The organism is Halomonas qaidamensis, from assembly GCF_025917315.1.
Lineage (GTDB): Bacteria > Pseudomonadota > Gammaproteobacteria > Pseudomonadales > Halomonadaceae > Vreelandella > Vreelandella qaidamensis.
Genome location: NZ_CP080627.1, coordinates 1,843,820 through 1,870,324, shown reverse-complemented (window position 1 = coordinate 1,870,324; position 26,505 = coordinate 1,843,820). Strand labels below are relative to the sequence as shown.

At 48.8% G+C, this 26,505-nt stretch carries 26 protein-coding genes and 4 tRNA genes; 24 read left to right on the top strand and 6 right to left on the bottom strand.

Features of this window, described 5'->3' with window-relative positions; genetic code table 11:
- Positions 1-2: 2 nt before the first annotated feature.
- A complete protein-coding gene (locus K1Y77_RS08715) occupies positions 3-419 on the bottom strand; it encodes a hypothetical protein (protein WP_030072890.1) in 417 nt (138 codons plus the stop codon).
- A 149-nt stretch (positions 420-568) separates the two neighbouring features.
- Between K1Y77_RS08715 and pyrC the strand changes: the two genes are divergently transcribed.
- Entirely contained in the window at positions 569-1,606 is a 1,038-nt protein-coding gene (gene pyrC, locus K1Y77_RS08710) for a dihydroorotase (protein WP_264431380.1), read from the top strand.
- A 133-nt stretch (positions 1,607-1,739) separates the two neighbouring features.
- Here the strand turns inward: pyrC and mtnN are convergent, their stop codons facing one another.
- Positions 1,740-2,447, bottom strand: coding sequence for a 5'-methylthioadenosine/S-adenosylhomocysteine nucleosidase (gene mtnN / locus K1Y77_RS08705; protein ID WP_264431378.1), 708 nt, complete (start codon positions 2,445-2,447; stop codon positions 1,740-1,742).
- Between the two features lie 50 nt (positions 2,448-2,497).
- Positions 2,498-3,364, bottom strand: coding sequence for a bifunctional methylenetetrahydrofolate dehydrogenase/methenyltetrahydrofolate cyclohydrolase FolD (gene folD, locus K1Y77_RS08700; protein WP_030072896.1), 867 nt, complete (start codon positions 3,362-3,364; stop codon positions 2,498-2,500).
- A gap of 232 nt (positions 3,365-3,596) precedes the next feature.
- On the opposite strand from folD, the gene K1Y77_RS08695 reads away from it, so the two are divergent.
- The 8 genes from K1Y77_RS08695 to K1Y77_RS08660 all read left to right on the top strand — a co-directional run bounded on the left by K1Y77_RS08695 (position 3,597) and on the right by K1Y77_RS08660 (position 8,831).
- Positions 3,597-3,673, top strand: a tRNA-Pro gene (locus tag K1Y77_RS08695).
- A 92-nt stretch (positions 3,674-3,765) separates the two neighbouring features.
- Positions 3,766-3,842 (top strand) — tRNA-Arg (locus K1Y77_RS08690).
- Between the two features lie 58 nt (positions 3,843-3,900).
- A tRNA-His gene (locus tag K1Y77_RS08685) sits at positions 3,901-3,975 on the top strand.
- A gap of 40 nt (positions 3,976-4,015) precedes the next feature.
- Positions 4,016-4,090, top strand: a tRNA-His gene (locus K1Y77_RS08680).
- 534 nt (positions 4,091-4,624) lie between these two features.
- Positions 4,625-5,866, top strand: a complete 1,242-nt coding sequence (locus tag K1Y77_RS08675; RefSeq protein WP_264431376.1) for an NAD(P)/FAD-dependent oxidoreductase — start codon at positions 4,625-4,627, stop codon at positions 5,864-5,866.
- A gap of 105 nt (positions 5,867-5,971) precedes the next feature.
- A complete protein-coding gene (locus K1Y77_RS08670) occupies positions 5,972-6,181 on the top strand; it encodes a putative motility protein (protein WP_030072901.1) in 210 nt (69 codons plus the stop codon).
- Positions 6,182-6,427: 246 nt separating this feature from the next.
- Positions 6,428-8,017, top strand: a complete 1,590-nt coding sequence (locus K1Y77_RS08665) for a peptide chain release factor 3 (RefSeq protein ID WP_264018232.1) — start codon at positions 6,428-6,430, stop codon at positions 8,015-8,017.
- Positions 8,018-8,033: 16 nt separating this feature from the next.
- Positions 8,034-8,831, top strand: a complete 798-nt coding sequence (locus K1Y77_RS08660; RefSeq protein ID WP_264431373.1) for a TatD family hydrolase — start codon at positions 8,034-8,036, stop codon at positions 8,829-8,831.
- On the opposite strand, the gene ygfZ is transcribed toward K1Y77_RS08660, so the two are convergent.
- Complete coding sequence (gene ygfZ, locus K1Y77_RS08655) at positions 8,808-9,776, bottom strand: CAF17-like 4Fe-4S cluster assembly/insertion protein YgfZ (protein ID WP_264431371.1); 969 nt, start codon at positions 9,774-9,776, stop codon at positions 8,808-8,810. The two genes, K1Y77_RS08660 and ygfZ, sit on opposite strands and share 24 nt — an antisense overlap.
- A gap of 193 nt (positions 9,777-9,969) precedes the next feature.
- Between ygfZ and K1Y77_RS08650 the strand changes: the two genes are divergently transcribed.
- From K1Y77_RS08650 to K1Y77_RS08620, 7 genes are all read left to right on the top strand, one after another.
- A complete protein-coding gene (locus K1Y77_RS08650) occupies positions 9,970-10,167 on the top strand; it encodes a hypothetical protein (RefSeq protein ID WP_030072910.1) in 198 nt (65 codons plus the stop codon).
- Positions 10,167-10,574 (top strand): OsmC family protein, encoded by a 408-nt coding sequence (locus K1Y77_RS08645; protein ID WP_030072912.1) that lies wholly within the window; start codon positions 10,167-10,169, stop codon positions 10,572-10,574. The genes K1Y77_RS08650 and K1Y77_RS08645 overlap by 1 nt, the downstream gene beginning before the upstream one ends.
- Positions 10,575-10,600: 26 nt before the next feature.
- Complete coding sequence (uvrB, locus tag K1Y77_RS08640) at positions 10,601-12,625, top strand: excinuclease ABC subunit UvrB (protein ID WP_264431369.1); 2,025 nt, start codon at positions 10,601-10,603, stop codon at positions 12,623-12,625.
- Between the two features lie 3 nt (positions 12,626-12,628).
- Positions 12,629-13,453: an endonuclease VIII gene (gene nei, locus K1Y77_RS08635; protein ID WP_264431367.1), complete on the top strand. Its 825-nt coding sequence runs from the start codon at positions 12,629-12,631 to the stop codon at positions 13,451-13,453.
- Positions 13,454-13,633: 180 nt separating this feature from the next.
- Positions 13,634-15,139, top strand: coding sequence for a fumarate hydratase (locus tag K1Y77_RS08630; RefSeq protein WP_030072918.1), 1,506 nt, complete (start codon positions 13,634-13,636; stop codon positions 15,137-15,139).
- A gap of 117 nt (positions 15,140-15,256) precedes the next feature.
- The gene (gene cls / locus K1Y77_RS08625) at positions 15,257-16,675 is read left to right on the top strand and encodes a cardiolipin synthase (protein WP_030072920.1); all 1,419 of its coding nucleotides are present in this window, start codon (positions 15,257-15,259) and stop codon (positions 16,673-16,675) included.
- Between the two features lie 53 nt (positions 16,676-16,728).
- Positions 16,729-17,646, top strand: a complete 918-nt coding sequence (locus tag K1Y77_RS08620) for a LysR substrate-binding domain-containing protein (RefSeq protein ID WP_030072922.1) — start codon at positions 16,729-16,731, stop codon at positions 17,644-17,646.
- Between the two features lie 47 nt (positions 17,647-17,693).
- On the opposite strand, the gene K1Y77_RS08615 is transcribed toward K1Y77_RS08620, so the two are convergent.
- Positions 17,694-18,788, bottom strand: a complete 1,095-nt coding sequence (locus K1Y77_RS08615) for a bifunctional nicotinamide-nucleotide adenylyltransferase/Nudix hydroxylase (RefSeq protein WP_264431364.1) — start codon at positions 18,786-18,788, stop codon at positions 17,694-17,696.
- Positions 18,789-18,950: 162 nt separating this feature from the next.
- Here K1Y77_RS08615 and K1Y77_RS08610 point away from each other — a divergent pair, with 162 nt between their 5' ends.
- On the top strand, positions 18,951-19,850 hold the full coding sequence (locus tag K1Y77_RS08610) for a YihY/virulence factor BrkB family protein (protein ID WP_030072926.1): 900 nt from the start codon (positions 18,951-18,953) through the stop codon (positions 19,848-19,850).
- A 172-nt stretch (positions 19,851-20,022) separates the two neighbouring features.
- Positions 20,023-20,298: an acylphosphatase gene (yccX, locus tag K1Y77_RS08605; protein ID WP_264431363.1), complete on the top strand. Its 276-nt coding sequence runs from the start codon at positions 20,023-20,025 to the stop codon at positions 20,296-20,298.
- A gap of 11 nt (positions 20,299-20,309) precedes the next feature.
- Here yccX and K1Y77_RS08600 read toward each other — a convergent pair whose 3' ends face one another.
- Positions 20,310-21,260 carry a D-2-hydroxyacid dehydrogenase gene (locus K1Y77_RS08600; RefSeq protein ID WP_264431361.1) on the bottom strand — a complete coding sequence of 317 codons (951 nt, stop codon included), beginning with the start codon at positions 21,258-21,260 and terminating at the stop codon, positions 20,310-20,312.
- A gap of 202 nt (positions 21,261-21,462) precedes the next feature.
- Here K1Y77_RS08600 and K1Y77_RS08595 point away from each other — a divergent pair, with 202 nt between their 5' ends.
- From K1Y77_RS08595 to ybgC, 6 genes are all read left to right on the top strand, one after another.
- Positions 21,463-21,744, top strand: a complete 282-nt coding sequence (locus tag K1Y77_RS08595; RefSeq protein WP_264018236.1) for an FmdB family zinc ribbon protein — start codon at positions 21,463-21,465, stop codon at positions 21,742-21,744.
- Between the two features lie 66 nt (positions 21,745-21,810).
- Entirely contained in the window at positions 21,811-23,592 is a 1,782-nt protein-coding gene (gene aspS, locus K1Y77_RS08590) for an aspartate--tRNA ligase (protein WP_264018237.1), read from the top strand.
- A gap of 130 nt (positions 23,593-23,722) precedes the next feature.
- Positions 23,723-24,280: a crossover junction endodeoxyribonuclease RuvC gene (gene ruvC / locus K1Y77_RS08585; protein WP_264018238.1), complete on the top strand. Its 558-nt coding sequence runs from the start codon at positions 23,723-23,725 to the stop codon at positions 24,278-24,280.
- A 70-nt stretch (positions 24,281-24,350) separates the two neighbouring features.
- A complete protein-coding gene (gene ruvA, locus K1Y77_RS08580) occupies positions 24,351-24,959 on the top strand; it encodes a Holliday junction branch migration protein RuvA (RefSeq protein ID WP_030072935.1) in 609 nt (202 codons plus the stop codon).
- Between the two features lie 42 nt (positions 24,960-25,001).
- The gene (gene ruvB, locus K1Y77_RS08575; RefSeq protein WP_030072937.1) at positions 25,002-26,039 is read left to right on the top strand and encodes a Holliday junction branch migration DNA helicase RuvB; all 1,038 of its coding nucleotides are present in this window, start codon (positions 25,002-25,004) and stop codon (positions 26,037-26,039) included.
- Positions 26,036-26,428, top strand: a complete 393-nt coding sequence (gene ybgC, locus K1Y77_RS08570) for a tol-pal system-associated acyl-CoA thioesterase (protein ID WP_318784687.1) — start codon at positions 26,036-26,038, stop codon at positions 26,426-26,428. The genes ruvB and ybgC overlap by 4 nt, the downstream gene beginning before the upstream one ends.
- Positions 26,429-26,505: the final 77 nt, after the last annotated feature.

Sequence of the window (26,505 nt, the reverse complement as noted above, 5' to 3'; positions counted from 1 at the left end):
TGCTATTTGCTCGATGTTTTCACGTTGTGAATAACAAATTTAATAAATAATGTCATAACAAACGTCAGCCATCCCGCAGAGGCGAGTAAGTTGAACAACAGTATTTTAGGAGGAAGCCAAGCGCTGCCTAGTATGGCTTCTAGCATAATATGGAAAAACATGGCGAGCAGGAGTGGCAACGCCAGCGTGTGAATCCACATGTCAGTACGGCGTTTACGCACATGATAACGTTTTAATAAATAACGCATCGGACGATGTGCCCAGCCGAATAAGACCAGTGCACCCACAACGAAGATAACTGCCAGCGTCGGTTCGGTACTCCCAAAATGCATCGAAAAAGATATCGACCAGGCAAGACCTAGCCATAGTAAACCCTCGATGCTGGCGATAATGTCCGCATAGCGACGCACATTCTGCATAACAAACTTAATCCTTGATCTTACAAAGTGCCGCCATGATACGACACTTGGGAACGGCTGTGGGATGGATAGGGGAGATTTATCCCTTACCGGTATTGGGTATACTGTTCTAACCCTTTTACTTAATTCATTTCTGCACAGGACTTGCCGTGGACGCTATTACGTTGACTCGCCCCGATGATTGGCATCTTCATTTACGTGATGATGAGGCGCTAAGCGCTGTGGTAGGTCATACCGCCGCCCAAATGGGGCGTGCGATTATAATGCCTAATCTAAAGCCGCCGGTAACGACTACCGCTCAAGCACAAGCGTATCGTCAGAGAATTTTAGCAGCGTTGCCTGAAGGGAGTGCTTTTGAGCCATTGATGACGCTCTATTTAACAGACACAACGCCCCCTGAAGAAATTGAGCGCGCTGCTGAAAGTGGTGTCGTAAAAGCCGTAAAGCTCTATCCTGCCGGTGCTACTACTAACTCTGCATCGGGTGTCACTGACATTGCGCACTGCGATGACACTATTGCCATGCTAGCAAAAGTTGGTATGCCCTTGTTGGTGCATGGTGAAGTGACCGATCATGCAATTGATATTTTTGATCGCGAGGCGGTGTTTATTGAGCAGATCATGAAACCGCTTTTGGCTCGTCATCCTAGCCTAAACGTGGTATTTGAGCACATTACCACCCAGCAAGCCGCCGAGTTTGTCGCCGCTGCACCTGATAACATTGCCGCTACGATTACGGCTCATCACCTGTTGTTTAACCGCAACAAAATGCTGGCGGGTGGTATTCGTCCGCATTATTACTGCCTACCTATTTTGAAGCGTGAACAGCATCGTCAAGCACTGTTAAAAGCGGCGACCAGTGGTAGCCCCAAATTCTTTTTGGGCACCGATAGTGCTCCTCATGCTCAGGGCGATAAGGAATCGAGTTGTGGCTGCGCAGGCGCGTATACAGCTCCAGCTGCCATTGAGCTGTATGCAGCAGCCTTTGAAGAAATGGATGCCTTGGACAAGTTAGAAGCGTTTGCCAGCCTAAACGGACCGCGTTTTTATGGATTACCAACTAATGCCGATAGCGTGACGTTGGAGCGTCGTTCCTGGAGTCTGCCAGCACATTATCCCTATACGGCTGGTCAGCATATTATCCCGTTAATGGCAGGTGAGAGCTTGGCATGGAAGCTGAAAGCGTAGCTCGAACATCTGAACAGTAGTGTAGCTGAACAAAAAACGGAGCCGATGGGCTCCGTTTTTTAGTAGAAATTTATAAATGCTGTTTATGAATGCTGTTTTAAAAAGCTATTCATTAAGGCGTGTTTCTTGAGGTCTATTGCTTGCCAAGGTCGATGAGCATCTGGTCTACCATGCGTGATGAGTGATCAGCGGCTACGTCCAAAAATTGCTCGAATGATAGGTGGTTATCACCACTGCCGGGAATGTCGGAAAGTGCGCGAATGACTACAAACGGACAGTTATAAAGATGGCACGTTTGTGCAATAGCGGCGCCTTCCATTTCGACGGCTAGCATGGTTGGAAACTGTGCACGGGTAGTAGCGACACGATCGGGGTCGGCCATGAAGGCATCGCCTGTGGCGATGAGCCCCTCACGTACATTGACTTCACCTAATGCGACAATGGCGTTGCGGGCGATATCACGAAGTTGCTTGTCTGCTTGGTAGGCTGCAGGCATCCCTGGAACCTGGCCAAGCTCGTAGCCAAAGACCACCGCATCTACGTCATGGTGGCGTACTTCATCCGAGATGATGACATCACCAATAGTGAGGTCGGTCGCAAAGCCGCCTGCGGAGCCGGTATTAATGATTGCATCTGGCTGGTGCCGCTCAAGTAGAATCGCAGTGCCTACCGCCGCGTTGACCTTGCCTATCCCCGACTGCAGCACAATGATTTCCAAGCCATGACGCGTACCTGTATAAAAAACAAAGCCAGCGTGCTCGTAGCGTTGAGCGTCTTCTAACTGACCAGCTAGTTGCTTCACTTCCTGCGCCATAGCGCCAATAATTCCAATGCGTCGCACGCGTCATTACTCCTTAAGAAAGCGTTATTTACAGTAGCGTTAAGAAGAGACTACTGGCCTTGGCTTTGATCGTGACGTTCAGCAGCCTCTAGAGTGTTCTCAAGCAGCGTCGCCACTGTCATTGGGCCCACCCCTCCAGGCACTGGGGTAATAAAGCTGGCGCGCTCTGCTGCGGCGTTAAAATCAACATCACCGATGAGGGTGCCATCTTCTTGGCGGTTAATGCCGACATCAATCACGATAGCACCGGGTTTGATCCATTCGCCCTTAACAATACCAGGCTTGCCGACTGCCACCACAACTAGGTCTGCACGGCGAACATGGGTCTCAAGCTGCTGAGTAAAGCGATGACATACCGTCGTTGTGCAGCCTGCTAGCATCAGTTCCAAAGCCATAGGTCGGCCGACAATGTTAGAAGCGCCTACAACAGTGGCGTCTAAGCCTCGAACAGCGATGCCGCTGTGGGCCAGCATGGTCATAATGCCTTTGGGCGTACAAGGCCTTAGTGATGGCATGCGTTGAGCTAGTCGCCCAATGTTGTAGGGGTGAAAGCCATCAACGTCCTTATCAGGTCGAATTCGCTCAAGAATGGGGCGAGAGTCTAAGTGCTCTGGCAAAGGCAGCTGAACAAGAATGCCGTCGACTGTTGCATCGTCGTTTAACTGATCGACCAGCGCTTCTAGTTCGTGCTGCTGCGTATCGGCTGATAGTGCATGCTGAAAGGAGAGGATGCCCGCCTGCTCACAGGCGCGGTGTTTGTTACTGACATAGACATGAGAAGCTGGGTCTTGCCCGACCACAACAACAGCTAGTCCAGGTGCCCGCTCGCCGGCCTTCTGGCGTGCGCTGATTTTCTCGGCAACTTGCTGGCGGACATTAGCGGCGATGGCTTTACCATCGATGAGTTGGGCGGTCATGTAATAGAATCCCTGTGAAGGTTAGGTGCGGAACAAAGTGACTACTGTTCTAAAATTGCTCGCCAGAGCGCAGGCGGTCACGGGCTTTCAAGTAGGGCTAATTTTCGCACGCTAGGGCGGTAAGGCAAAGCATCTAACGAATCATTCATTTTAGGTGTTGACTTTAAACTCAGAAATAGTAATATATGCCTCGCTTGAGACGGGACATGCAGCAGCGTCTAAGGTAAGAAATCGGGATGTAGCGCAGTCTGGTAGCGCGCCTGCTTTGGGAGCAGGATGTCGGGGGTTCGAATCCCTCCATCCCGACCACATACCTAGCGCGGAAGGTAGTAATTTGCTTTTCCAAACATTGGTTGTGGTCAAGTGCTCATCAGTATTCAGTCTCTTAGAATGCTTTATGTGCGCCCATAGCTCAACCGGATAGAGCAACGGCCTTCTAAGCCGTAGGTTGCGGGTTCGAGTCCTGCTGGGCGTGCCACTAAAAGCTTTTAAGTGGACGCATTCGGTAAGACATGCAAATCAGTACTTCATCAATGGTGGATGTAGCTCAGTGGTAGAGCCCCGGATTGTGGCTCCGGTGGTCGTGGGTTCGATCCCCATCATCCACCCCATTTGATGTAACGTATTATTTATGTGTAGTTTTAGGTTGTGGTGGATGTAGCTCAGTGGTAGAGCCCCGGATTGTGGCTCCGGTGGTCGTGGGTTCGATCCCCATCATCCACCCCATTAACCTCACTGTCGTTTTGAAAATTCCCTCTTTACTCCGTTTTTCCTCCCTTACTAACTCCTCTGTTTTTTTAATTAAACTACTCTTTTTTTAAGCCAAGCTGACTCATATTCGGCTTTTTCGCTTTGATCGCTCGTGTTTTAAACATCTGTTATTTTATTTGCTGGGCAATGCCTGTCTATCTTTTGATTGATCCCGCCAAAAACATGTCCTGTCTACCTGACGTTACTGAGATTCTTTTCTAACCTTCTTATCGCGATGTTGCCTTAATCGCGTGCGCAGCTTGCGCCTGATGAGCCACTTAAAAAGCTCTTTAATAAGGTGTATGAGTGCATTTTGATAATGTTAACGTCACAGATAGTAAAGTCATCTATATTCATTATTTATTTGGCATTTATTGCTGCTGGCTGGCCTGAAAACAGTTTTTTTAGCTATATTAAAGCTGTTTGGTTAGTGATATTTTTTAGCAGGTTATTTGTTGAAAACAATTATCTGAACTTTAGTTGGTATTTTCTTTCAGGGAGTGCAACACAATGGCGTGTCAAACGGTGGTTTTAGGGGCAGGTATGGTTGGTGTCAGTATTGCTTGGCACCTACAGCAGCGTGGTCATCAAGTAACGTTGGTTGATCGCCGCCAACCAGGCCGTGAAACCTCTTTCGGCAATGCCGGTATTATTCAGCGGGAAGCGGTGCGTCCTTATCCTTTTCCACGGGATATGAAAACGATACTGAGTGTACTGCCAAACAATCGTGTTGATATCCGCTATCGTCCTGCCGGTATGATTAACGCAGCATCGCCATTGCTCAGTTACTGGCATAATTCGTCTAGCCGACTTTATAAAAAAATAGTGCCTGAATACGCATCATTGATACAGCTCTGTTTGAAAACTCATGCGCCTATGATTGAGGCGGCTAAGGCGGATCATTTGGTTCGCCGCGAAGGGTGGCTGGAGATTTATCGCACGCCAAGCAAGCTCTCCCAGCGAGTGAAAGAAGCAGAAGAGGCGCGGGACCTTTACGGTGTCCAGTTCTCAGTTTTAGACCGTGACACACTAGTTGAAAAAGAGCCTGATATAAGCAGTGACATTATCGGCGCTATTCATTGGCTTGACCCTTGGACGGTTGCAGATCCCGGTGGTTTAGTTGCTGCTTATGCAGAAGCATTTACTCAGTTAGGCGGACGTATTCTACAAACAGATATCCAAGGGTTGAAGCAGCAGGGAGAGCGTTGGCAAGTTGATACCGCCGCTGAGTGTCTTGAAGCAGACAATGTTGCTGTTGCATTAGGGCCTTGGGCAGGCAGCTGGATGAAAGGGCTGGGCTATCATTTTCCGACGTTTGTTAAACGTGGCTATCATATGCACTACGCCACCCAAGCACCTGCGAAGCTTCATTACTGGCTGATGGATGCTGAGGTGGGGTATTTACTTGCGCCAATGAACGCAGGCGTTCGGTTAACAACAGGGGCTGAGCTTGATCGCCTTGAGTCACCGGCAGATGAGCAGCAGTTAGGAGCTGCAGAAAAAGTGGCTCGTTCAGTATTTCCGCTTGGTGAACGGCGAGATGCATCTGCTTGGAAGGGTGCGCGGCCATGCTTGCCTGACATGAAGCCTGTTATAGGTCCGGCTCCTAAGCATCGTGGTCTATGGCTAGCTTTTGGACATGGGCATCAGGGATTCACCTTAGGCCCTGCTACTGGGCAATTGTTGGCGGATATGATTGAAGGTAAGCCGACTGAGATTGATATGACCCCTTTTAGGGCTGATCGTTTCTAAAGCAGTGAGTGATGGTTGCCTAAGTGTTTAAGGGGAGAGACTCTTGGTAGTAAAGCATGATGTTTGCTATCTTGGTAAAACATGCAGCCAATCGTGAGGTGAAAGATGGATGTTGCCGTAAGCAACGCAGTGAGCACCGCACTTTATATGAATCAAGCGCAATCTGCTGAGCAAGCACAGATGCAGATTTTTAAGCAGTCTCTTGATATGCAGGCTCAGCAAGTATCTGAAGTGCTTGCCTCTGCTAATATGGGGGCCCAGCCAGACCTTGCCCAAGAGGGCAGCGTAGGCACGCAAGTTAATACTTACGCCTAGCCAAACAGAAATCAGTACGAGAAAAGCGCCGACAAGTTCGGCGCTTTTTTTAAGAGTTCACTTAACGACTTTACTAGCGTATGCCGAAGCTTTTCTTTTTACTCCGCAAGTGGTTACTTTCTTGATCCCCCCTTTGCTATCCATGGTATGCCGCAGCGGCCTAGTTGCGTTACCATATATCCATGTAAACGCCGATATTTAAGGCGCCACCCCAGTCATAACGTTGTACCATTTTTAGAGAACTCCATGTCTGACGCCAAATTAGCGCGCGAAGCTGAACTACGCCGTACGTTTGCGATTATTTCGCACCCTGACGCTGGTAAGACCACCATCACCGAAAAAATGCTGTTGTTTGGAAATGCGATTCAGTTAGCTGGCTCTGTTAAGAGTAAGCGCAATGATCGGCATGCGACATCAGACTGGATGAAGATGGAGCAAGAGCGGGGGATCTCGGTCACAACGTCGGTGATGCAGTTCCCCTACGGCGGCCGTATCGTGAACTTGCTGGATACTCCGGGGCACGAAGACTTTTCCGAAGATACTTACCGAACGTTAACCGCGGTGGATTCCGCGTTAATGGTGATTGATGGTGCAAAAGGTGTTGAGGATCGTACCATCAAGCTGATGGAAGTCTGCCGTTTGCGCACGACACCTATTCTAACGTTCATCAACAAAATGGATCGTGATATTCGCGATCCCATCGAAGTTATGGACGAGGTGGAGACAGTGCTCAACATTCAATGCGCGCCCATGACATGGCCAATTGGTATGGGGCGGCACTTTAAGGGTGTGTATCACCTCTATAATGATGTCATTCATTTATATACCCAGGGTCAAGGCAGCCGCATTCCAGACGACAAGCGGATTGAGGGCTTAGATAACCCGGAAGTTGAAGCTGTGCTTGGCGAGGAGCAAGCCGAAGAATTACGCATGGAAGTCGAGTTGGTTCGCGGTGCTTCTCATGAGTTTGATCTGGAAGCCTATCGTCGTGGTGAGCTGTCACCTGTGTACTTCGGCACCGCGATGGGTAACTTCGGCGTGCGAGAAATGATGGATGGATTTGTCGAGTATGCGCCGCCGCCCCAGCCGCGTGAGACTGATACCCGTGAAGTAACCGCTCAAGATGACCGCTTTACTGGTTTCGTGTTTAAAATTCAGGCGAATATGGATCCGAACCATCGTGACCGTATTGCCTTTTTGCGTGTGTGTTCCGGTAAGTACGAAAAGAATATGAAGATGCGCCACGTACGCATAGGCAAAGACGTGAAAATTGCTGATGCGCTAACGTTTATGGCATCAGACCGTTCTCAGGTAGAGGAAGCTTGGCCAGGCGATATTATTGGCTTGCACAATCACGGCACGATTCAGATTGGTGATACTTTCACTGTGGGTGAGGATATGCGCTTTACCGGCATTCCCCACTTTGCGCCAGAATTGTTCAAACGGGTTCGTTTAAAAGATCCGTTAAAAATGAAAGCGTTGCAAAAAGGGCTCCAGCAGCTCTCTGAAGAAGGCGCTACTCAGGTCTTTATGCCGATGGATAATAACGACCTGATTCTTGGCGCTGTCGGTACGCTGCAGTTTGACGTTGTTGCTCACCGTTTGAAGGAAGAGTACAAAGTTGACTGCCTGTATGAAGGGGTCAATGTACAAACCGCACGCTGGGTCTATTGCGAAGATGCCAAGATGTTGGAAGAGTTTAAGCGTAAAGCGAGTTCCAACCTTGCCATCGATGGCGGTGGATACTTGACCTATATCGCACCAACGCGAGTTAACCTTCAGATGACCCAAGAGCGTTGGCCGGATATTCGTTTCCAGCCCACTCGCGAGCACTGATCTAGCGTTCCTTGCTATGTTGATTGATGCCCACTGCCACCTGGATTTTACAGCGTTTGATGATGATCGCGATGCGGTTATCGAAAATGCCAAGGCGGTGGGTGTTGAACACTTTGTCGTGCCAGCAACGACACGTTCCCATTGGCCGAATGTGCTGGCGCTGGGCTCACGAACGGATGTAAGCCTGTGTGTCGGTTTACACCCTTACTTTATTGATGCGCACTCTGACCACGATTTAGTCGCCCTTGAAACGCTGTTAGCTAAGCACGAAGCTGAGGCGGGAAAACGCTTTGTGGCAGTAGGTGAGTGCGGTATCGATGGCCGTTTTACTGAGTCATTAGAAGAGCAGTGGAAGTACTTCAACGCGCAGCTCCGCTTAGCTAAACAATTTGATTTGCCTGTCGTGGTGCACTGCGTAAAAGCTAATGATCAGGTGAGTAAACGGCTGCGTCAGCTGGCGCTTCCTCGTGGTGGGCTCATTCACGCGTTTTCAGGTTCTTATGAGCAGGCTGCTAAGTTTCTCGATCTAGGATTTACTCTTGGCTTGGGGGGAGCGATTACTTACGAGCGCGCGCAGCGTCTTCGTGAGGTGGTGGCACGCTTACCTGACAATGGGTTTGTGTTGGAAACTGACAGCCCCGATATGCCGCTGAGCGGCTATCAGGGCCAACGTAATGAACCGTGCAGGGTGGCGAAGGTAGGTAACGTGGTGGCAGCGCTACGACATCAGCCATTTGAAAGGATAGCAGCACTAAGTAGTGCAAATGCTATTCGGTTATTTGACCTGCCATTACGATGTGAGAGTGTTAACTAACTCTTCAGGATCTAGGCGCTCAACAGCATAAGGCAAATCGCAGAGTGTTATCGAATGTCCTTGCCAATAAAGGGGGGTTAGCGCTTCAGTGACCTTAGTATTTGCTACCGCGAGCATCTCAATTTGCTGTTTATCGCTAAACGCGCTGCTAACCACTTCCCCTACGGTTTTATCCTGCTCATCCACTAACGTGTCACCAACACGGGGTAAAGTGTCAGCGGTGGTTGTAACGCGCACCAAGCGTTTTTTCACTTGGCCACGAAAATGCGCCCGAGCGACAACTTCTTGTCCTGTATAACAACCTTTCTTAAAGCTAATCCCCCCTAGCGCTTCCCAGTTGAGCATTTGTGGCAAAAAGTGGTCTTGTTGAGAGGCTGTTAACCACGCCAAACCACTGCGGATATCTTCTAATAGCCACGTGTTGAACGCATCTTCATTATCATTAACTTCAATGGCGTGTTGTTCAGCAGCATTCTCTATAGTGATTAACCAACGCCCGTGACCTGGCTGGCACAAGGCTGTCGCTTGGGCATTACTATGATGGGTAAAGGGTTGGTTAGGAAGAGCTAAATCAAACGCCTGGGCGGCCTTGTTGGCACTTTCGCTAGCGCCCACGATAAGCATTGATGACTGAGTCTGCAATTCGACGCGATAGAAAGCGGCAAACTTAGCTAAATGACTGGCAAGCATCTCTATCAATGACGTGCTCAGCAGTAGTCTATAATGCCCGTCACTGACTTTTAGCAGTTGAGCATTCGCCAGCATTCTTCCTTTTGGCGTACAAAAGCAGGTAAGAGGGGCAAAAAAGCCATCAGCTAACGCTACTTGAGCACTTGTTTGTCCTTGCAGGAATTTCTCAGCATCTGCTCCTTTGATATCTAAGGCGGCGAGGTGAGGCAAACGGACGCAGCCGTTTATGTTGAGTAGCGAAGAGGCAGTCGCCATATAAACTCCATAAGAGGCAAGGTAGGGTAAATGTAACGTAATCGTATTTGTACCAAAGGTGCGGGCAATGCTTGCAGATTGCAAGGGTTCTAGTGCGTGCTAGAATTTTACGTCCGTATCAGTTTTGCATAGCTTTTAGTTGTCTACTTACACTAACGTAGTGACTTCAATCCAGCGTAGAAAAGGGCAAGGAATGGCGTATCAATCATTGACGTTTCAAGGTGTCAAAACAGCAGATCAGGTAAATAAGATTACCACGGCACTGATGATGCTGGATGGGGTCGATAGTGCCGAGGTAGGTCGCTACGGTGCCGAGGTGGAGGGGCGGGCGAAGCGTGAAGCACTTATAAAAGCGGTCGATAAATTAAATCTCGGCATAAAGGTATCCTGATGCATAAGCCAATTACGATTATCAGTGAACGAAACCATACCTTTCGTCAGCGTATTGAAGTGGATGGTTTGGAAGACCTCTATGGGGACGTGCCTCCGGTAGTAGGCGGAGACGGTAGTGCACCAGATCCGCATGATTACTTTGATATTGCACTAGGTACCTGCAAAGCAATTACCGTGCAAATGTATGCCAAGCGCAAAGAGTGGCCTCTAGAAGGCATCACCGTTAAAGTTCAGCGCGATGATAGTGAGGAAAGAAAAGGAGTCTATAAGTTAGCCGTGACGATGACTTTCCACGGTATTGATGACCCTGAACAGCGGGCAAAGCTCGAAGATATTAGCCACCGCTGCCCAATACAGCGGTTGATGACCCAGGCAACGGTAGAAATTTCCACGTTTACCGAGTAGTTCACTTTCCCTCTGAAGGAGTCATGATGAGCAAGGAATTCCGGCTGCAGTCCAAATTTAAGCCTGCTGGTGATCAGCCCGCCGCGATACGCAGCCTGATTAGCGGGCTTGAGTCGGGGCTTGCCCATCAGACCTTGTTAGGGGTGACTGGCTCGGGTAAGACGTTCACGATGGCAAATGTTGTGCAGCAGCAGCAGCGACCAACGATCGTCATGGCTCCCAATAAAACGCTAGCTGCCCAGCTATATGGCGAGTTCAAAGCATTTTTCCCGGATAACGCAGTAGAGTACTTTGTCTCTTACTATGACTATTATCAGCCAGAAGCCTATGTCCCTTCTTCAGACACCTTTATCGAGAAAGACGCTTCTATCAATGACCATATCGAGCAAATGCGCTTATCTGCTACGAAAGCGCTGCTGGAGCGTCGTGATGCGCTTATCGTTGTCTCGGTATCGGCGATCTATGGTCTAGGTGATCCGGATCAGTATCTCAAAATGCGGCTGCATTTTACCCGCGGGGAGCTGATTGACCAGCGTGCATTTTTACGCCGCTTAGCCGAGCTGCAATATACCCGTAACGATATGGATTTCCGCCGAGGTACCTATCGGGTACGTGGCGATGTCATCGATATTTTTCCTGCGGACGCTGACGAGGAAGCGGTGAGGGTCGAATTGTTTGACAACGAAGTTGATTCTATTCGCCTATTTGACCCCTTAACCGGCGAGGTGCGTACCCACGTGCCTCGCATGACTATCTATCCAAAATCGCACTATGTCACACCGCGAGAAACTATTTTAGGCGCGATTGATGCGATTAAATCAGAGCTTAAAGAGCGTCTTGAGTGGATGCGCAAACATGAGCGTTTAGTTGAAGCGCAGCGATTAGAACAGCGCACTCTCTACGATATCGAAATGATGCTGGAACTCGGCTACTGCAACGGTATTGAAAACTACTCACGCTACCTTTCAGGCCGCGCGCCTGGCGAGCCACCCCCGACGTTCTTCGACTATCTGCCGGATGACGCGTTGCTGTTTATTGATGAGTCTCATGTAAGCGTACCCCAGGTTGGCGGTATGTATAAGGGCGACCGTTCTAGAAAAGAGACCCTGGTTGAATATGGCTTTCGGCTACCCTCAGCGCTAGATAACCGCCCAATGAAATTTGAAGAGTGGGAATCTATTTCGCCACAAACCATCTTTGTGTCGGCAACACCAGGCAAGTATGAAGCCGAGCATGCCAGTCAAATTGTTGAACAGGTGGTGCGTCCAACGGGGTTGTTAGACCCGGAAATAGAGGTTCGCCCTGCCAGCACCCAGGTTGATGACCTGCTCTCAGAAATTGGCTTACGTACCGCTGTTGGTGAGCGTGTTCTTGTAACTACGCTGACCAAGCGCATGGCAGAAGATCTGACCGAGTACTTTGATGAGCACGGTATCCGCGTGCGTTATTTGCACTCGGATATTGATACCGTTGAGCGTGTAGAAATCATTCGCGATCTGCGTCTTGGTAAGTTCGATGTATTAGTCGGCATTAACTTACTTCGAGAAGGCTTGGATATTCCTGAAGTGTCGCTGGTTGCCATCTTAGATGCGGATAAAGAGGGCTTTTTACGCGCTGAGCGCTCACTGATTCAAACCATTGGCCGTGCAGCACGTAACGCTCATGGTAAAGCTATTTTATACGGTGACAAAATCACTGATTCAATGCGAAAGGCAATTGATGAAACTGAGCGTCGCCGTGCCAAGCAGACCGCTCATAATGAAGAGCATGGTATTACCCCAACGACGGTGACACGCTCGGTAGCGGATATTCTTGAAGCCGCTCAAGCACCGGGCAAAAAGAGTAGTCGTCGGCGTGGCAACGACCGGAAAGTAGCTGAAAATACGGCTGAGTATGATGTTGCCACGATGAGCAAGCATGATTTGCTGGGCGCTATTAGTAAGTTAGAGGATGCCATGTTCGAGGCTGCGCAAAATTTGGAGTTTGAAGAAGCAGCGAGGCTTCGTGATCAGCTTCATCAGATGAAAGAAAAACAGCTGGCGCTAGGATAAATAATGCCTGAAGGTCCTGAGATTCGTCGTGCTGCGGATAAAATACAGAAACAGATAGGCGGCAAGCACCTTGATGATGTCTGGTTTGCATTTCCTGAACTCGCCCAGCAAGCAGGAACGCTGATTGGTCAGCGGGTTCAGGCAGTCGATACGTGGGGCAAAGCCATGCTCATTCGTTTTGCAGACCATCGTGTGCTGTATTCCCACAATCAGCTCTATGGCGTATGGAAGCTGCATAGCGAAGATAAGCTGCCAAGCACGAAAAGATCGTTACGTGTTCGGCTGGTTGCCGAGGGCAGGGCGGCCAGTCTTTACAGTGCGTCTGATATTTCGCTGTGGCATGAGAGCGAGCTAAACCAACATCCTTTCTTGTCGCGCCTTGGGCCTGATTTATTAAGTCAAAACATATCTCCTGATGATGTGAAACAACGTCTTACTGATCCAGTATTTATGCGTAGAAGCCTCGGCGCATTGTTACTTGATCAAGGGCTTGTCGCTGGGCTAGGAAACTACCTGCGCTCTGAAATTCTTTTTCTAGCTAATTTGCACCCTAAAAAGCGCCCCGTTGACTTAACTGAAAATCAGTTAAGCCAGCTCGCCGCTATGATCGTGGAAACGACCCGTCAAGCGTATTTAGAAGCAGGTGTTACTAATCGCGAGGCATGGATTAAACAGGCCATTGCCGCCGGTGAGCCACGCCGACAATGGCGTTTTAGCGTGTTTGAACGCGCTGGTCTTTCCTGTCATCGCTGTGGCTCAGTGATAGAGCGGATGATGGTTGGTTCTCGTCGGCTGTATTTGTGCCCAGTGTGCCAGTCTTTGGATTAATATTTTATACCGTTATCTTTTTAATTCGATTAATTGCATCAGACTAATGCCGTAGATGTTACCAACAGGTTCACCGCCTATGTGGCTGCCGCATAAAGGCCAATACGGTATACTTACTACACATCTAGACGGCCATTACAAAGGTCGCAGCCAAGACGATAACCGAGGAGTTGTTAGTCCATGACCGTGATTCGCCAGGACGACGTCATTCAGAGCGTTGCCGATGCTCTACAGTACATCTCTTACTACCACCCAAAAGATTTTATTGATGCAATGTCAGCCGCTTACGAGCGTGAAGAGAACCCTGCTGCAAAAGATGCAATAGCACAAATCTTAATTAACTCGAGAATGTGCGCTACTGGCCATCGTCCGATTTGCCAAGATACCGGCATTGTGACGGTATTTGTCCATGTGGGTATGAACGTCACTTGGGACGCCGAACTTAGCCTTGACGATATGATTAACGAAGGCGTTCGGCGTGCATACAAGCTGCCGGATAACGTGCTGCGTGCCTCCGTTCTAGCAGATCCAGACGGTAAGCGAGCAAACACTAAAGACAACACGCCAGCGATTATTCATCACTCAATTGTGCCTGGCGATAAGGTTGATATCCATGTGGCCGCTAAGGGCGGTGGCAGTGAAGCAAAATCTAAGTTCGCGATGTTAAACCCCTCTGATAGTGTGGTTGATTGGGTGATGGAGCAATTGCCCAAAATGGGTGCTGGTTGGTGCCCGCCCGGTATGCTGGGTATTGGCATCGGTGGCACTGCTGAAAAGGCAATGATGATTGCCAAAGAGGCGTTGCTGGATCCTATCGATATTCAAGATTTACAAGCGCGTGGTCCTAGCAATCGCGCTGAAGAGCTGCGTCTTGAACTGTTTGATAAAGTTAATAAAAGCGGTATTGGGGCTCAAGGTTTAGGTGGTTTAACCACGGTGCTGGATATCAAAGTTAAAGACTATCCGACCCATGCGGCCAATAAACCCGTGGCGATCATCCCGAACTGTGCAGCTACCCGCCACGCACATTTCACACTTGATGGCAGTGGCCCAGTGGCTCTTCCTGCTCCTAAACTTGAAGATTGGCCAGAAATTACTCGGGAAACGGGCGACAACGTTAAACGCGTTAACCTTGATACGGTTACTCCTGAAGAAGTGAAAACCTGGCAGCCAGGTGATACGTTACTGCTGAACGGCAAGTTATTAACTGGCCGAGATGCAGCACATAAACGTATGGTAGATATGATTGCAAAAGGCGAGCCGCTTCCCGTTGATATGAAAGGAAGGTTTATATACTACGTGGGGCCTGTTGATCCAATCGGTGATGAAGTGGTTGGCCCTGCTGGCCCAACTACCGCTACTCGGATGGATAAATTTACCCGTACTATGCTTGAAGAGACTGGCTTGCTTGGTATGGTCGGTAAAGCTGAACGTGGTCAGACTGCGATTGATGCCATTCGTGACAACAATGCGGTTTACCTGATGGCCGTTGGTGGTTCTGCTTACCTTGTTGCCCAAGCAATTAAAAAATCCCGTGTCGTTGGCTTTGAAGATTTAGGCATGGAAGCCATCTACGAATTTGAGGTTGAAGATATGCCGGTTACCGTCGCTGTCGACAGCCAAGGTACGTCTGTTCATCAAACAGGTCCGGCTAAGTGGAAGGAAATTATCGCCCAAAAGGCGTAGCACAATGACGGCGTAAAGCTGCTATCGGTTGCAAATAAGCCCCGTCTCGCACGGGGCTTTTGTGCATTAGCGGTGAAATAACCCAGTAAACAGCTCACTACATACGAGGAAAAGTCAATGACCTCATGGTTGCTAGGGACCAGCATTATGCTGATACATCTATTGGGTATTGTGTCAGCGGTCATGGCGCTTATGTCAAGCCGAACGTCCCAGGGTGCTGTGGCGTGGATTATTTCACTGTTAACGTTTCCTTATGTGGCGCTACCCGCCTATTGGTTTTTCGGACGGCCGCGCTTTTATGGCTATGTAACAGCAAGGGGTGCACGAGATAATGTGTTACGCCGAGTGTTAGTGCGTTATCGCCATAATATTAAGCCCCACCTTTCATTACCAACTAGCACTGATATCCAGGCAGTAGAGCAACTAGCTATGATGCCGTTGACTAAGGGCAACAGTGCCGACTTATTAATTGATGGTGAAGCGACCTTTGCAAGTCTTTTTGAAGGAATCGATCAGGCTAAAGATTATTTGTTGCTACAATTTTTTATTGTGCGTAATGATGCCTTAGGTAAACGATTGCAGCATCATTTGATAAAAGCGGCACAGCGCGGCGTGCGTGTTTATTTTCTTTACGATGAAGTGGGTAGCCGAAAGTTAAATGATGGTTTTTTAAACGAAATGGTGAAAGAAGGCGTTGAGGTTAAAGCATTTCGTTCTTCTCGTGGCTTTAAACATCGCTTTCAGCTTAATTTTCGTAATCATAGAAAAATAGCAGTAGTGGATGGGAAGCAGGGATGGGTAGGTGGATTTAATGTAGGTGTTGAATATCTTGGGCAAAATCCCCGCCATGGTCCTTGGCGTGATACCCATTTAGCCCTGAGCGGCCCTTGTGTGCTGGGGTTACAGGAAGCTTTTTGGGAAGACTGGCACTGGGCTACAGGTGAAGTCATTACCCTAAACTGGCATGCAGAGAGTCATCCACAAGATGACCATCACGTAGTGATTGTGCCATCTGGCCCTGCCGATAAACAGGACACGGCTAGTCTTTTAATTCAACAATTAATTCATAGTGCCAATGAACGACTCTGGGTAACTAGCCCGTATTTTGTTCCTGATCAGGGAGTACAGGATGCGCTGAGATTGGCAGCAATGCGAGGCGTCGATGTTCGTGTGATGATTCCCGAACGGCCTGATCATTTGCTTGTGTTTTTATCAGCATTTTCATTTCTACCGGATATGTTAAGAGCAGGCGTAAAAATATACCGTTATCTCCCTGGGTTTTTACACCAAAAAGTGATGCTGATTGATAGCAGTGCCGCGACAGTCGGCACAATAAACCTGGATAATCGGTCTTTTAGGCTTAACTTTGAGATAACAGCTTTCATCCCAAGCACAGTGTTTGCTAGTAAAGTACATGCCATGCTAGAGCAAGATTTTGCTCAATGTCGTCGCGTTACCATTGACGAAATTAGCCAGCGCCCAATGTGGAAAAAAGTGATTTCACGTGCGGCATATTTAACCGCGCCTATTCAGTAATTAACAGTCCCCCCTGCACGCTGCTAACAATGATTAGTCACAAGGAGTTTTGGGTGAATTTAGAAACAAAATGGCTCGAAGATTTCGTTGCGTTAGCAAACACACGAAGCTTTTCGGCATCTGCCAGGCAGCGCCACGTCACACAGCCTGCCTTTAGCCGTCGTATTCGTGCGCTAGAACAAGCAGTGGGGGTCACCTTGGTTGATCGCTCTACGACTCCAATTGGCCTTACATCAGAGGGGCAGTTATTTTTAATCACCGCGCGGAACCTAGTAGAGCAATTAAATGAATCCTTAAGCCACCTCAGAGGCGTTTCGATTGCTAATGAAGCGCTTGATATCGTAGCCGCTCATTCGTTAGCGTTAAGTTTTTATCCCCCTTGGATTTCTCGCCTACAAAAAGGGTTAGGTGAACTACCTACTCGGTTAGTCGCCATGAACGTTGGCGAGGCCATTCATGTTCTGCGCGAAGGTAACTGTGATCTGATGTTGGCATATTATGACCCCTTTGCCACTATGCAGCTGGACGCAGAAGTCTTTCCCTCTTTTTCTATTGGCCAAGTGAAAATGTTGCCGGTTTCATTGCCGGATGAACAAGGCAAACCACTGTTCTCAATTCAAAACGACAGTTCAATTCCTTATCTAGCATATACGCAGGGGGCATTTCTGGGGCGAAGCGTACGCATGCTGCTCAAAAACGATCCATTGCGACTCAAGCTTCGTACGGTTTATGAAACAGCCATGGCAGAAGGTTTGAAAGGTATGGTGCTGCAAGGAGTGGGGATCGCTTGGATTCCTGATTTTTGTATCCGTGAAGAGCTCAAAACCGGCAAATTAGTAAGAGCTGGCGATGAAAATTGGGATATTCCTCTAGAAATAAGACTTTACCGCTGTTCGTTAGTCCATAAGCCTGGCGTTGAGCGTCTTTGGCGTCAAATGATGAAGCTGCCCCGCGATTTTCTGCAGGCATAGCCTGCAGAATAATAGCTAGAAAATTGATGTGAGAAAGCGCCAGGATACTAAAATGTACTTAAATCTGCCGGCAAACCGAGGAAGTTTTGAATAATAAAAAAGTGATCTTCAAACAAACTTTCAGGTTCCAAGTCTGCGAGAGCAACCCAGCGAGCATGGTCACCACCTTTGACTGGTTTTAAGCGGGGCAACTGCTGGTCAGGTCTAAGGGCAAAATAGAAAGCTTCCGCTAGTGTTCTTCCTCGCCAACTTCGATGAGGCTCATCAAACAATCGTTGTCCGCGCAGCGAGCCTTTCAAAACTGGTTCGGGTACTTTCAGCCTTAAACGTTCGCGAAGCTCTCTCAGACAAGCATCTAATAAACGCTCATGGGGATTTATGAAGCCACCCGGTAATGCAAAAAGCCCTTTTCCTGGCGCAGCCGTTCGCTTCACCAGCAGAATATGGCCCGATTGGACAACAACCGCATTAACGGTTACAAAAATTGGCGGGTAGGGGGCTTGTGCCCACGCTTGCTTATACTGATCCAGTAACTGCTGCTCTTCTAATAGGCAATGGTAGTCAATACCTTTACAAAATTTATCAACGCTTTTAACAACTTCTGGTGGTAAATCATGGTAAGCCCCCGTGCTCAAATAGTCATCAGTAGAGCCGAGAGAACGGAATAGGCGCTCACGTATTTGGCTCGCCGAGATACCTTCAACGAGTGGAACACTGACGGATTCCCATTGGGGGAATAGCGATAAGTAGTAGCTTGATTGTCCCCTGCTGGCACCAATCAAACCAATACGGGGTAAGCGAGCGTTCGCAGGCGAAGCTAAGTCGCGCACTTTACGTTGCACGTCTCGTACCCACACATCATCGTTGTAAAGCGCATCAAGTAATGGCGTAATCTCTAGGCGTTGATTGTCTAGATCATCAAATCCAGAGCGAATCATTGCTTGACGCTCATCAAACTTCCACGGGTTGCGTAAAGAGCGCGCCTGCCAGGCAGACCCCACTAATACAATGACTTGACGTGCCTGTTTTAACGCCTCACGGATAATAGCAAGATGGCCAAGATGAGGCGGCTGAAAACGACCAATAAACACCAAGCAATCAAAGTCGTAAGCCGTAGCAGGTGTAACAGCATCCGAATTCATAACGCTTCCTTGGTCGTAAGAGAGAAAGGAGAGCCATTATGAAGTGGGTAGTTAAGGGGCGCAATGTGTCTCCACCTGCGCTCAACGTTTTAGTTCGGTATGATTGTCAGATGTAGCTTATGTGAGTGCTTAATAGGGACACTTTTTGTTAAGGGAATGAATATGCTGAAAAAAACGATCATTTTTTGGTGGAATGTGGTTCAAGATGCAACAGCGTTATGGCTTGAACGAAATGCCTTCAGCTATGCAGGATCATTAGCGTTTTACACACTGTTCTCTTTAGCACCCACCGTCATCATAGCGGTGACTGTTATTGGAGTCGTCCTGGGGGAAGAGGCTGCTCAAGGTCAGATTGTTGCTCAGCTTCAGGGTACATTAGGCGCTGAAGCTGCACTTGCGATTGAGCAGGCCGTTGCCCAATCACGTATCGAAGAGTCAGGTATCTTACCAACAATACTTGGCTTTGTGGCCTTATTGGTAGGGGCCACGACCGTATTTGCGCAAATGCAATTTTCGCTTAATACCATATGGGGCGTCACTGCAAAGCCCACCTCTAATAGTGCTCTTATCTTTATAAAAAATCGTTTACTGTCTTTAACGGTTGTTTTGTCTATTGGCTTCATCCTACTAGTATCGTTAGTGTTAGGAGTTATCTTGCGGGGTATGCTCCATGGAGCCGGTAATTTATTACCCTATGCTAGCTTATTAACTACATCGCTTGAGTCATTAATTTCACTGGCGATGGTAGCGCTATTGTTCGCTACTATTTTCAAAGTGTTGCCAGATGTTGTTCTCCGTTGGCAAGATGTACTAATTGGTGCGGTAGTGACCGCCGTGCTATTTACGATTGGTCGCAGCGTCATTGCTATCTATTTGGCATATACCGCTACAGCATCTACCTATGGAGCAGCGGGGTCTGTTGTGATGATTTTGCTATGGGTATATTACAGTTCATTAATATTGTTATTTGGCGCTGCGTTTACTCGCTCTTTGTTACTCCGTCGTGGACGACCATTGGTACCGCGTAATAGTGCAGTGCTGGTGAAACGAGAGTTGTTATAAAGCGTGTGTTGATTTAAAAATGTTGTTTTAAAACAGATAGGTAGATGGTCCTAGAAAAGGTTTGTTTTAGAAGTACGGGTATCAACAGAGTTCAGTTTGCATCTTTATCAGGCTGAATTCTAAAAGCACTGTTCTTATAAGCACTGATTTATAAACACTGGGAGGACAGTTTATGTCGACTTGTTGTGTGCGTGCCTATGTAACGGGGAAAGTGCAGGGAGTATGGTTTCGGCGATCAACACAAGAGCAAGCGCTACAACGAGGCCTAACGGGGTATGCTAAAAATCTACCTGACGGGCATGTTGAAGTCGTTCTATGCGGTGATTCAGCGGCTGTGTCTGCTCTAACAGAGTGGCTATGGCAGGGGCCAGAAGGAGCGCGAGTCACCCATGTCACAATTGAAGTACTGGATGATCACCGCGCTCCTGATCATTTCGCTACTTATTAAGCGGCGCTCGATTAATTCGCCTCACTTTGCCACTGTTTTATATTATCAGCTGTGAGGGCCACAATATTTTGGCGAGCCTCTGGCGTAATCCAGGCATTATGAGGAGTCACTATCAAATTGAGTGCCTCGCCTTCTGCTAACGCAGTTAATAGAGGATGGCCTTCTTTCGGCGGCTCTGTGGGAAGCACATCAACCGCTAGCCCGCCAATTTTTCCATCGCGAAGCGCTTCAAGCGCGGCTTCCTCGTCAATAATGCCACCACGAGCACAGTTAATAAGTAGTAGTGATGGCTTTGCGCTTGCCAATCGTGTGCGATTGATAAGGTGCTTGGTTGTTTCGTTAAGCGGGCAATGCAAGCTAATAATATCTGCCGTCGGTAATAAGTCGTCGAGAGAGGGGCGTTTGTCGTCTGTTTCATTTCCAGGTCGAGCAGCAAAGGTTACTTTCATACCAAACGCTTCAGCTAAGCGCGCCACCTCGGTTCCTAGCTCCCCTTGGCCGACCATTACTAAATGCTTATCCGACAGTTGTAGCGTTGGGTGGCCTTGTAAGCAAAAGAAATCGCTGCGCTGCCATTCACCTTGAGCAATGTCGGCTTGATAGCGTGGCAACCGATTTGCCAATGCCAGCATTAGCATTAACGTATGCTGAGAGACACTAGCTGTTCCGTAGGCAGTGACGTTTTTTACCATTATGTTCTGGGCTTTAGCTGTGTGAAGGTCAATGTTGTTAAGCCCAGTAGCTAGCACACATATCAGCTTCAGTTTAGGCAGTGTTGCTAGTGTTTCTGCGTTCAGTACAACCTTGTTGACAATCGCTATGTCCGCCTCCGCCAAGCGCTCACTTGCTTGCTCGTAGGTACTTTGCTGATACACCTCTAAATGATTAACAATGTGACGAATTGCTGTGAGATCGATATCCGCACCTAAGCTCTCGGCATCTAGCATTACCGCATTGGGCATTTTTCTTTTCTCCATTATCTGTCGAAAGGCGCTTGGCCTTGCTCAGCAGGGGGCACAAAAGGGTATAATGTGTCGCTCTATCAACCGCAGTCTTGGAATTTATCCCGGTAGGCCACATATTCTTTGCCTGGCAACCGTTATATTTGCCGCTAGTCTATACAAACTTAGCCTGTCGGAGTTGAGCTTTTCAGGAGTTATCAACATGCCCATCTATGAGTACGAGTGCAAGGCCTGCGGTCATCGCATGGAAAAATTGCAGAAAATCAGCGCGGATCCGCTGAAGGATTGCCCCGCGTGCCAGGGAGCCAGTCTTGAGCGCTTGGTCTCAGCAGCTGGTTTCCGCCTTGCTGGCGGCGGTTGGTATGAAACCGATTTTAAAACAGGAAGTAAGAAAAACTTGGCGGCAGATGGCCAATCTACTTCCAGCGCTGGTGCTACAAACGATACCAGTAGCGCATCAACGAAAAAGGGCGCCGCGGCTTAGCCGCGGTTGTCAGGGTCAGAAAGACCCACGACAATCTCATTGCCACGTAACAGAACAGGATTAGACATGCGCAGCCATTATTGCGGCCAGCTTAACGAAACTTTGGTGGAACAAACGGTCACTGTCTGCGGTTGGGTTCATCGCCGCCGTGATCATGGTGGGGTCATCTTTCTAGATATGCGCGATCGCGATGGCATCGCTCAGTTCGTTGTCGACCCTGACACTGCCGAAGCATTTGCTAATGCTGACCGTGCTCGCAGTGAGTACGTACTTCGTATTACTGGCCGTGTCCGGCTGCGCCCTGAAGGAACGCAAAACCCCAATATGCCAACGGGCATGATTGAGGTATTAGCTAAAGAGGTGGAAGTACTCAACACTGCTGCCACACCCCCTTTTCAGCTGGATGAACATAACAAAGTAGGCGAGGAAGTTCGCTTAAAGCATCGTTATATCGATCTTCGTCGTCCGGATATGATTGAGAAGCTACGCTTGCGTTCGCGTATTTCTCATAACGTTCGCGCCTATTTGGAAAACCAAGGCTTCTTGGATATCGAGACGCCGGTATTAACTCGCGCTACGCCCGAAGGTGCCCGCGACTACCTAGTTCCTAGCCGAACTCATGCAGGCAGCTTCTTTGCACTACCACAGTCACCACAGTTGTTTAAACAGCTGTTAATGGTGGCTGGTTTTGACCGTTACTACCAAATAGCAAAATGTTTCCGTGATGAAGATTTGCGCGCTGACCGTCAGCCCGAATTCACGCAAATTGATATCGAAGCCTCTTTTGTCGAAGAAGACGACATCATGGACATTACCGAAGCCATGATTCGTCAACTCTTCCAAGAAGTGATGAGCGTTGAGCTGCCTGAGTTTCCACGCATGACGTGGCAAGAAGCCATGGATCGTTTTGGTTCTGATAAGCCGGATCTACGCATTCCGCTAGAGTTGACCGATGTTGACGATCTGATGAAGCAGGTTGACTTCAAGGTTTTCTCAGGTCCAGCAAGTGCTGAAGATGGCCGTGTAGCGGCATTGAAAGTGCCCGGTGGTGCCAAACTGTCGCGTAAAGAAATCGATGAATACACTAAGTTCGTTGGTATTTACGGTGCAAAAGGCCTGGCATGGATTAAAGTCAATGAGCGCGCAAAAGGGCTTGAGGGTCTGCAGTCGCCGATTGTTAAGTTCATGGAAAACATCGTTGAAGAGCTGCTTGATCGGGTCGGAGCTGAAGATGGCGACATCATTTTCTTCGGTGCCGACAAAGCGCGCATCGTCAATGAGGCAATTGGTGCATTACGCGTCAAGTTAGGTGCCGACCTTGAGCTTTACACCCAGGCGTGGGCACCATTATGGGTTGTTGATTTCCCGATGTTTGAAGCGGATGACAACGGTCGTCTTAGCCCGCTACACCATCCATTCACAGCCCCTTCTTGCTCGCCAGAAGCGCTGAAAGCTGACCCTGCAAGCGCACTTTCACGCGCTTACGATATGGTGCTTAACGGTACCGAGCTAGGCGGTGGTTCCATTCGTATTCACGATCAAACCATGCAGAGCACAGTGTTTGAAATTTTGGGAATTGGCCAAGAAGAAGCGCAAGAAAAATTTGGCTTCTTGCTGGATGCACTCCAGTATGGCGCACCTCCCCATGGCGGCCTAGCGTTCGGTTTAGATCGCCTAGTCATGCTGATGGCCGGCGCTAAGACAATTCGTGAAGTCATTGCCTTCCCGAAAACCCAAAGTGCCGGCTGCTTAATGACCGACGCACCGGGTGAAGTCAGCGCAGACCAGTTGAAAGACCTAAATATCCGCCTGCGCCAAAAAGCAAAAGCAGAAACCACCAGCGAATAATTGCTCAGCTCTGCTTGTCGTTCAGTAACGAATGGTTCAGCAACAATTAGGTCAATGATGAGTAGTTCAGCACCGACGTTTAGGCGTCGGTGTTTTTGTTTGAACAGCTCGCAATTATAGGAAAGGTGACATGGATGAAAAGCAGCCCGTCCCTGCGATTAGAATTTTGGGTATCGATCCAGGTTCGCGTATCACAGGCTATGGTGTCATCGATTTAGTGGGTGTTAAGCCTCATTATGTCTCCAGTGGCTGTATTAGAACCACCGATGGCCCTTTAGAGCAGCGCTTAGCGCAAATTTATGCAGGCTTGAGCGAAGTGGTCGGGTTACATCGACCCAATACAGTGGCAATTGAGCGCGTCTTTATGGCTAAAAACCCTGATTCAGCGCTGAAGCTTGGTCAAGCACGGGGCACAGCACTTGTTTGCATTGCGAATCACGGCTTAAACATTGCGGAATACGCAGCAAGACAGATCAAACAAGCCGTTACAGGTCAGGGCGGTGCGGATAAAAGCCAAGTTCAGCATATGGTAACCGCCATTCTCCAGCTATCATCAACGCCACAGGCTGACGCTGCGGACGCGCTAGCAATCGCGCTTACCCATGCCTACGCTGGGCATGGTCTTTTACCAGTATCGTCTACTGCTAGAGGTGGCCGTAGGCGCAGTACCGGTCGATGGCGGCTTTAGCCGTCTACTGGTCATTTGTACAGAGTATCTTTATAGTAAATAACAGCTTTTTATTATTGTGAGCGTGCTTATGATCGGTCGTATCAATGGTTTTTTATTAGAAAAGCATCCCCCTTGGATAGTAGTAGATGTACATGGCGTCGGTTACGAGCTAGAAGCCTCCATGAACACATTAATAGCGCTCCCTGCTGTGGGAGAGAGCGTATCTATGTATACGCACCTTACGATTCGTGATGATGCCCATTTGCTTTACGGTTTCGGGCGTGAGCAAGAGCGCGCATTGTTTCGGGCCTTAATTAAAGTCAACGGCGTAGGGCCTAAACTAGCATTAGCCATCCTTTCTGGTATGGACGAAGCCGCGTTTATGCGCTGTATCCGTGACGACGATAGCAAAGCACTGACGAAACTTCCTGGCGTTGGTAAAAAAACCGCAGAGCGGTTAATTATTGAAATGCGTGATCGCTTCCCTGAATGGGAAAACGGGGCGGATGCGCCCCTAGCTTTAGAAGCGACCAATGGTGAACCTGCTCCACGCGACACACTGGCAGATGCAGAAGCTGCCCTGGTAAGTTTGGGCTATAAGCTCACTGAAGCATCAAAGATGTTGGCTGATATCAACCCTAAGCAGTCAACAGAGGCAATTATTAAAGCCGCGCTGACCAAACGCATGGCTGGGTAACAACGTAGGTTATTTCATGGAACGACGGATAGTGCGCACCTTATGTTAGAACATGACCGATTAATTGCAGCACAGCCCGAGCACGGGGAAGGGCGTATTGATCATGCGATTCGTCCTAAACATCTCAAGGATTATATTGGGCAACCACGCGTACGTGAGCAGCTCGAAATCTTCATGGGGGCTGCAAAACTACGTCAGGAAAGCCTAGATCATACCTTGGTATTTGGCCCGCCAGGGCTTGGTAAAACAACGCTTGCTAATATTATTGCTACTGAGATGGGGGTAGGGCTGAAATCAACTTCTGGCCCCGTGCTTGAGCGTGCAGGTGATTTGGCAGCCATGCTGACAAATCTAGAACCCGGTGATGTACTGTTTATTGATGAAATTCATCGCCTGTCCCCTGTGGTAGAGGAAGTACTGTACCCGGCGATGGAAGATTTTCAGTTAGACATTATGATTGGCGAGGGGCCAGCAGCCCGTTCAATCAAGCTCGATTTGCCTCGTTTTACCTTGGTGGGCGCGACAACGCGCGCAGGCCTACTAACTTCCCCCCTACGTGACCGCTTTGGCATTGTACAGCGGCTGGAGTTTTACAATCTCGAAGAACTTACTGAGATTGTCACGCGCTCGGCTCGCTTGCTTGGTGTAGAAACCAGCTATGAAGGAGCAGTAGAAGTCGCACGACGCTCAAGAGGGACCCCTCGTATCGCCAATAGACTGCTGCGTCGGGTGCGTGACTACGCAGAAATAAAGGGCAATGGCATCGTTGATGTAACGCTCGCCGATGCAGCCCTTAATATGCTAAATGTCGATCACCATGGGCTGGATCATATGGATCGGCGCCTTTTACTGGCAATGATCGATAAATTTGATGGCGGCCCTGTCGGGGTAGATTCGATTTCAGCGGCTATCAGTGAAGAGCGCGGCACCATTGAAGATGTCATCGAGCCTTACTTGATCCAGCAAGGACTAATGATGCGCACACCAAGAGGACGTGTAGTGACGCGACAAGCATGGTTACACTTCAATAAAACGCCTCACGAGAATGCTATTGACCCAGAGGGAGAGCGTCGCCCATGAAAAATGGGGCCACGATGCCGGTGCGAGTATATATGGAAGATACTGACGCCGGCGGAATTGTCTACTACGTTAACTATTTGAAGTTTATGGAGCGTGCTCGTAGCGAGTGGTTGCGTACATTAGGGCTTAATCAGCAAACGTTACTAGACGCAGGTACCCAGCTAGTGGTATATCGCCTAGCCTGCCACTACAGCAAGCCAGCTCGCTTAGATGACTCGCTTATTGTCAGCACAACTGTTGAGAGTGTTGGCAAATGCCGCATGACTTTTTTACAGCAAGTTCAGCGAGATGAGGAACTCTTATGCGCTGCTACAGTCGAGATAGCCTGCCTGTGCGCAGACAAGATGCGGCCTAAGGCATGGCCACAAGCATTGAAAGCACTTAGATGATTCATTTTAGGCGAACGCTGATAACTTGCGTAAATCTATGAAGTAGTGCGATGTAGCGCGCTACCTCATTACCTTTA

What these genes read in the sequence shown, in the direction of transcription:
- K1Y77_RS08715 (WP_030072890.1), bottom strand. Translation starts at nt 419, where the DNA reads ATGCAGAATGTGCGTCGCTATGCGGACATTATCGCCAGCATCGAGGGT.
- folD (WP_030072896.1), bottom strand. Translation starts at nt 3,364, where the DNA reads ATGACCGCCCAACTCATCGATGGTAAAGCCATCGCCGCTAATGTCCGC.
- K1Y77_RS08675 (WP_264431376.1), top strand. Translation starts at nt 4,625, where the DNA reads ATGGCGTGTCAAACGGTGGTTTTAGGGGCAGGTATGGTTGGTGTCAGT.
- K1Y77_RS08670 (WP_030072901.1), top strand. Translation starts at nt 5,972, where the DNA reads ATGGATGTTGCCGTAAGCAACGCAGTGAGCACCGCACTTTATATGAAT.
- K1Y77_RS08665 (WP_264018232.1), top strand. Translation starts at nt 6,428, where the DNA reads ATGTCTGACGCCAAATTAGCGCGCGAAGCTGAACTACGCCGTACGTTT.
- K1Y77_RS08660 (WP_264431373.1), top strand. Translation starts at nt 8,034, where the DNA reads ATGTTGATTGATGCCCACTGCCACCTGGATTTTACAGCGTTTGATGAT.
- ygfZ (WP_264431371.1), bottom strand. Translation starts at nt 9,776, where the DNA reads ATGGCGACTGCCTCTTCGCTACTCAACATAAACGGCTGCGTCCGTTTG.
- K1Y77_RS08650 (WP_030072910.1), top strand. Translation starts at nt 9,970, where the DNA reads ATGGCGTATCAATCATTGACGTTTCAAGGTGTCAAAACAGCAGATCAG.
- K1Y77_RS08645 (WP_030072912.1), top strand. Translation starts at nt 10,167, where the DNA reads ATGCATAAGCCAATTACGATTATCAGTGAACGAAACCATACCTTTCGT.
- uvrB (WP_264431369.1), top strand. Translation starts at nt 10,601, where the DNA reads ATGAGCAAGGAATTCCGGCTGCAGTCCAAATTTAAGCCTGCTGGTGAT.
- nei (WP_264431367.1), top strand. Translation starts at nt 12,629, where the DNA reads ATGCCTGAAGGTCCTGAGATTCGTCGTGCTGCGGATAAAATACAGAAA.
- K1Y77_RS08630 (WP_030072918.1), top strand. Translation starts at nt 13,634, where the DNA reads ATGACCGTGATTCGCCAGGACGACGTCATTCAGAGCGTTGCCGATGCT.
- cls (WP_030072920.1), top strand. Translation starts at nt 15,257, where the DNA reads ATGACCTCATGGTTGCTAGGGACCAGCATTATGCTGATACATCTATTG.
- K1Y77_RS08615 (WP_264431364.1), bottom strand. Translation starts at nt 18,788, where the DNA reads ATGAATTCGGATGCTGTTACACCTGCTACGGCTTACGACTTTGATTGC.
- K1Y77_RS08610 (WP_030072926.1), top strand. Translation starts at nt 18,951, where the DNA reads ATGCTGAAAAAAACGATCATTTTTTGGTGGAATGTGGTTCAAGATGCA.
- yccX (WP_264431363.1), top strand. Translation starts at nt 20,023, where the DNA reads ATGTCGACTTGTTGTGTGCGTGCCTATGTAACGGGGAAAGTGCAGGGA.
- K1Y77_RS08600 (WP_264431361.1), bottom strand. Translation starts at nt 21,260, where the DNA reads ATGCCCAATGCGGTAATGCTAGATGCCGAGAGCTTAGGTGCGGATATC.
- K1Y77_RS08595 (WP_264018236.1), top strand. Translation starts at nt 21,463, where the DNA reads ATGCCCATCTATGAGTACGAGTGCAAGGCCTGCGGTCATCGCATGGAA.
- aspS (WP_264018237.1), top strand. Translation starts at nt 21,811, where the DNA reads ATGCGCAGCCATTATTGCGGCCAGCTTAACGAAACTTTGGTGGAACAA.
- ruvC (WP_264018238.1), top strand. Translation starts at nt 23,723, where the DNA reads ATGGATGAAAAGCAGCCCGTCCCTGCGATTAGAATTTTGGGTATCGAT.
- ruvA (WP_030072935.1), top strand. Translation starts at nt 24,351, where the DNA reads ATGATCGGTCGTATCAATGGTTTTTTATTAGAAAAGCATCCCCCTTGG.
- ruvB (WP_030072937.1), top strand. Translation starts at nt 25,002, where the DNA reads ATGTTAGAACATGACCGATTAATTGCAGCACAGCCCGAGCACGGGGAA.
- ybgC (WP_318784687.1), top strand. Translation starts at nt 26,036, where the DNA reads ATGAAAAATGGGGCCACGATGCCGGTGCGAGTATATATGGAAGATACT.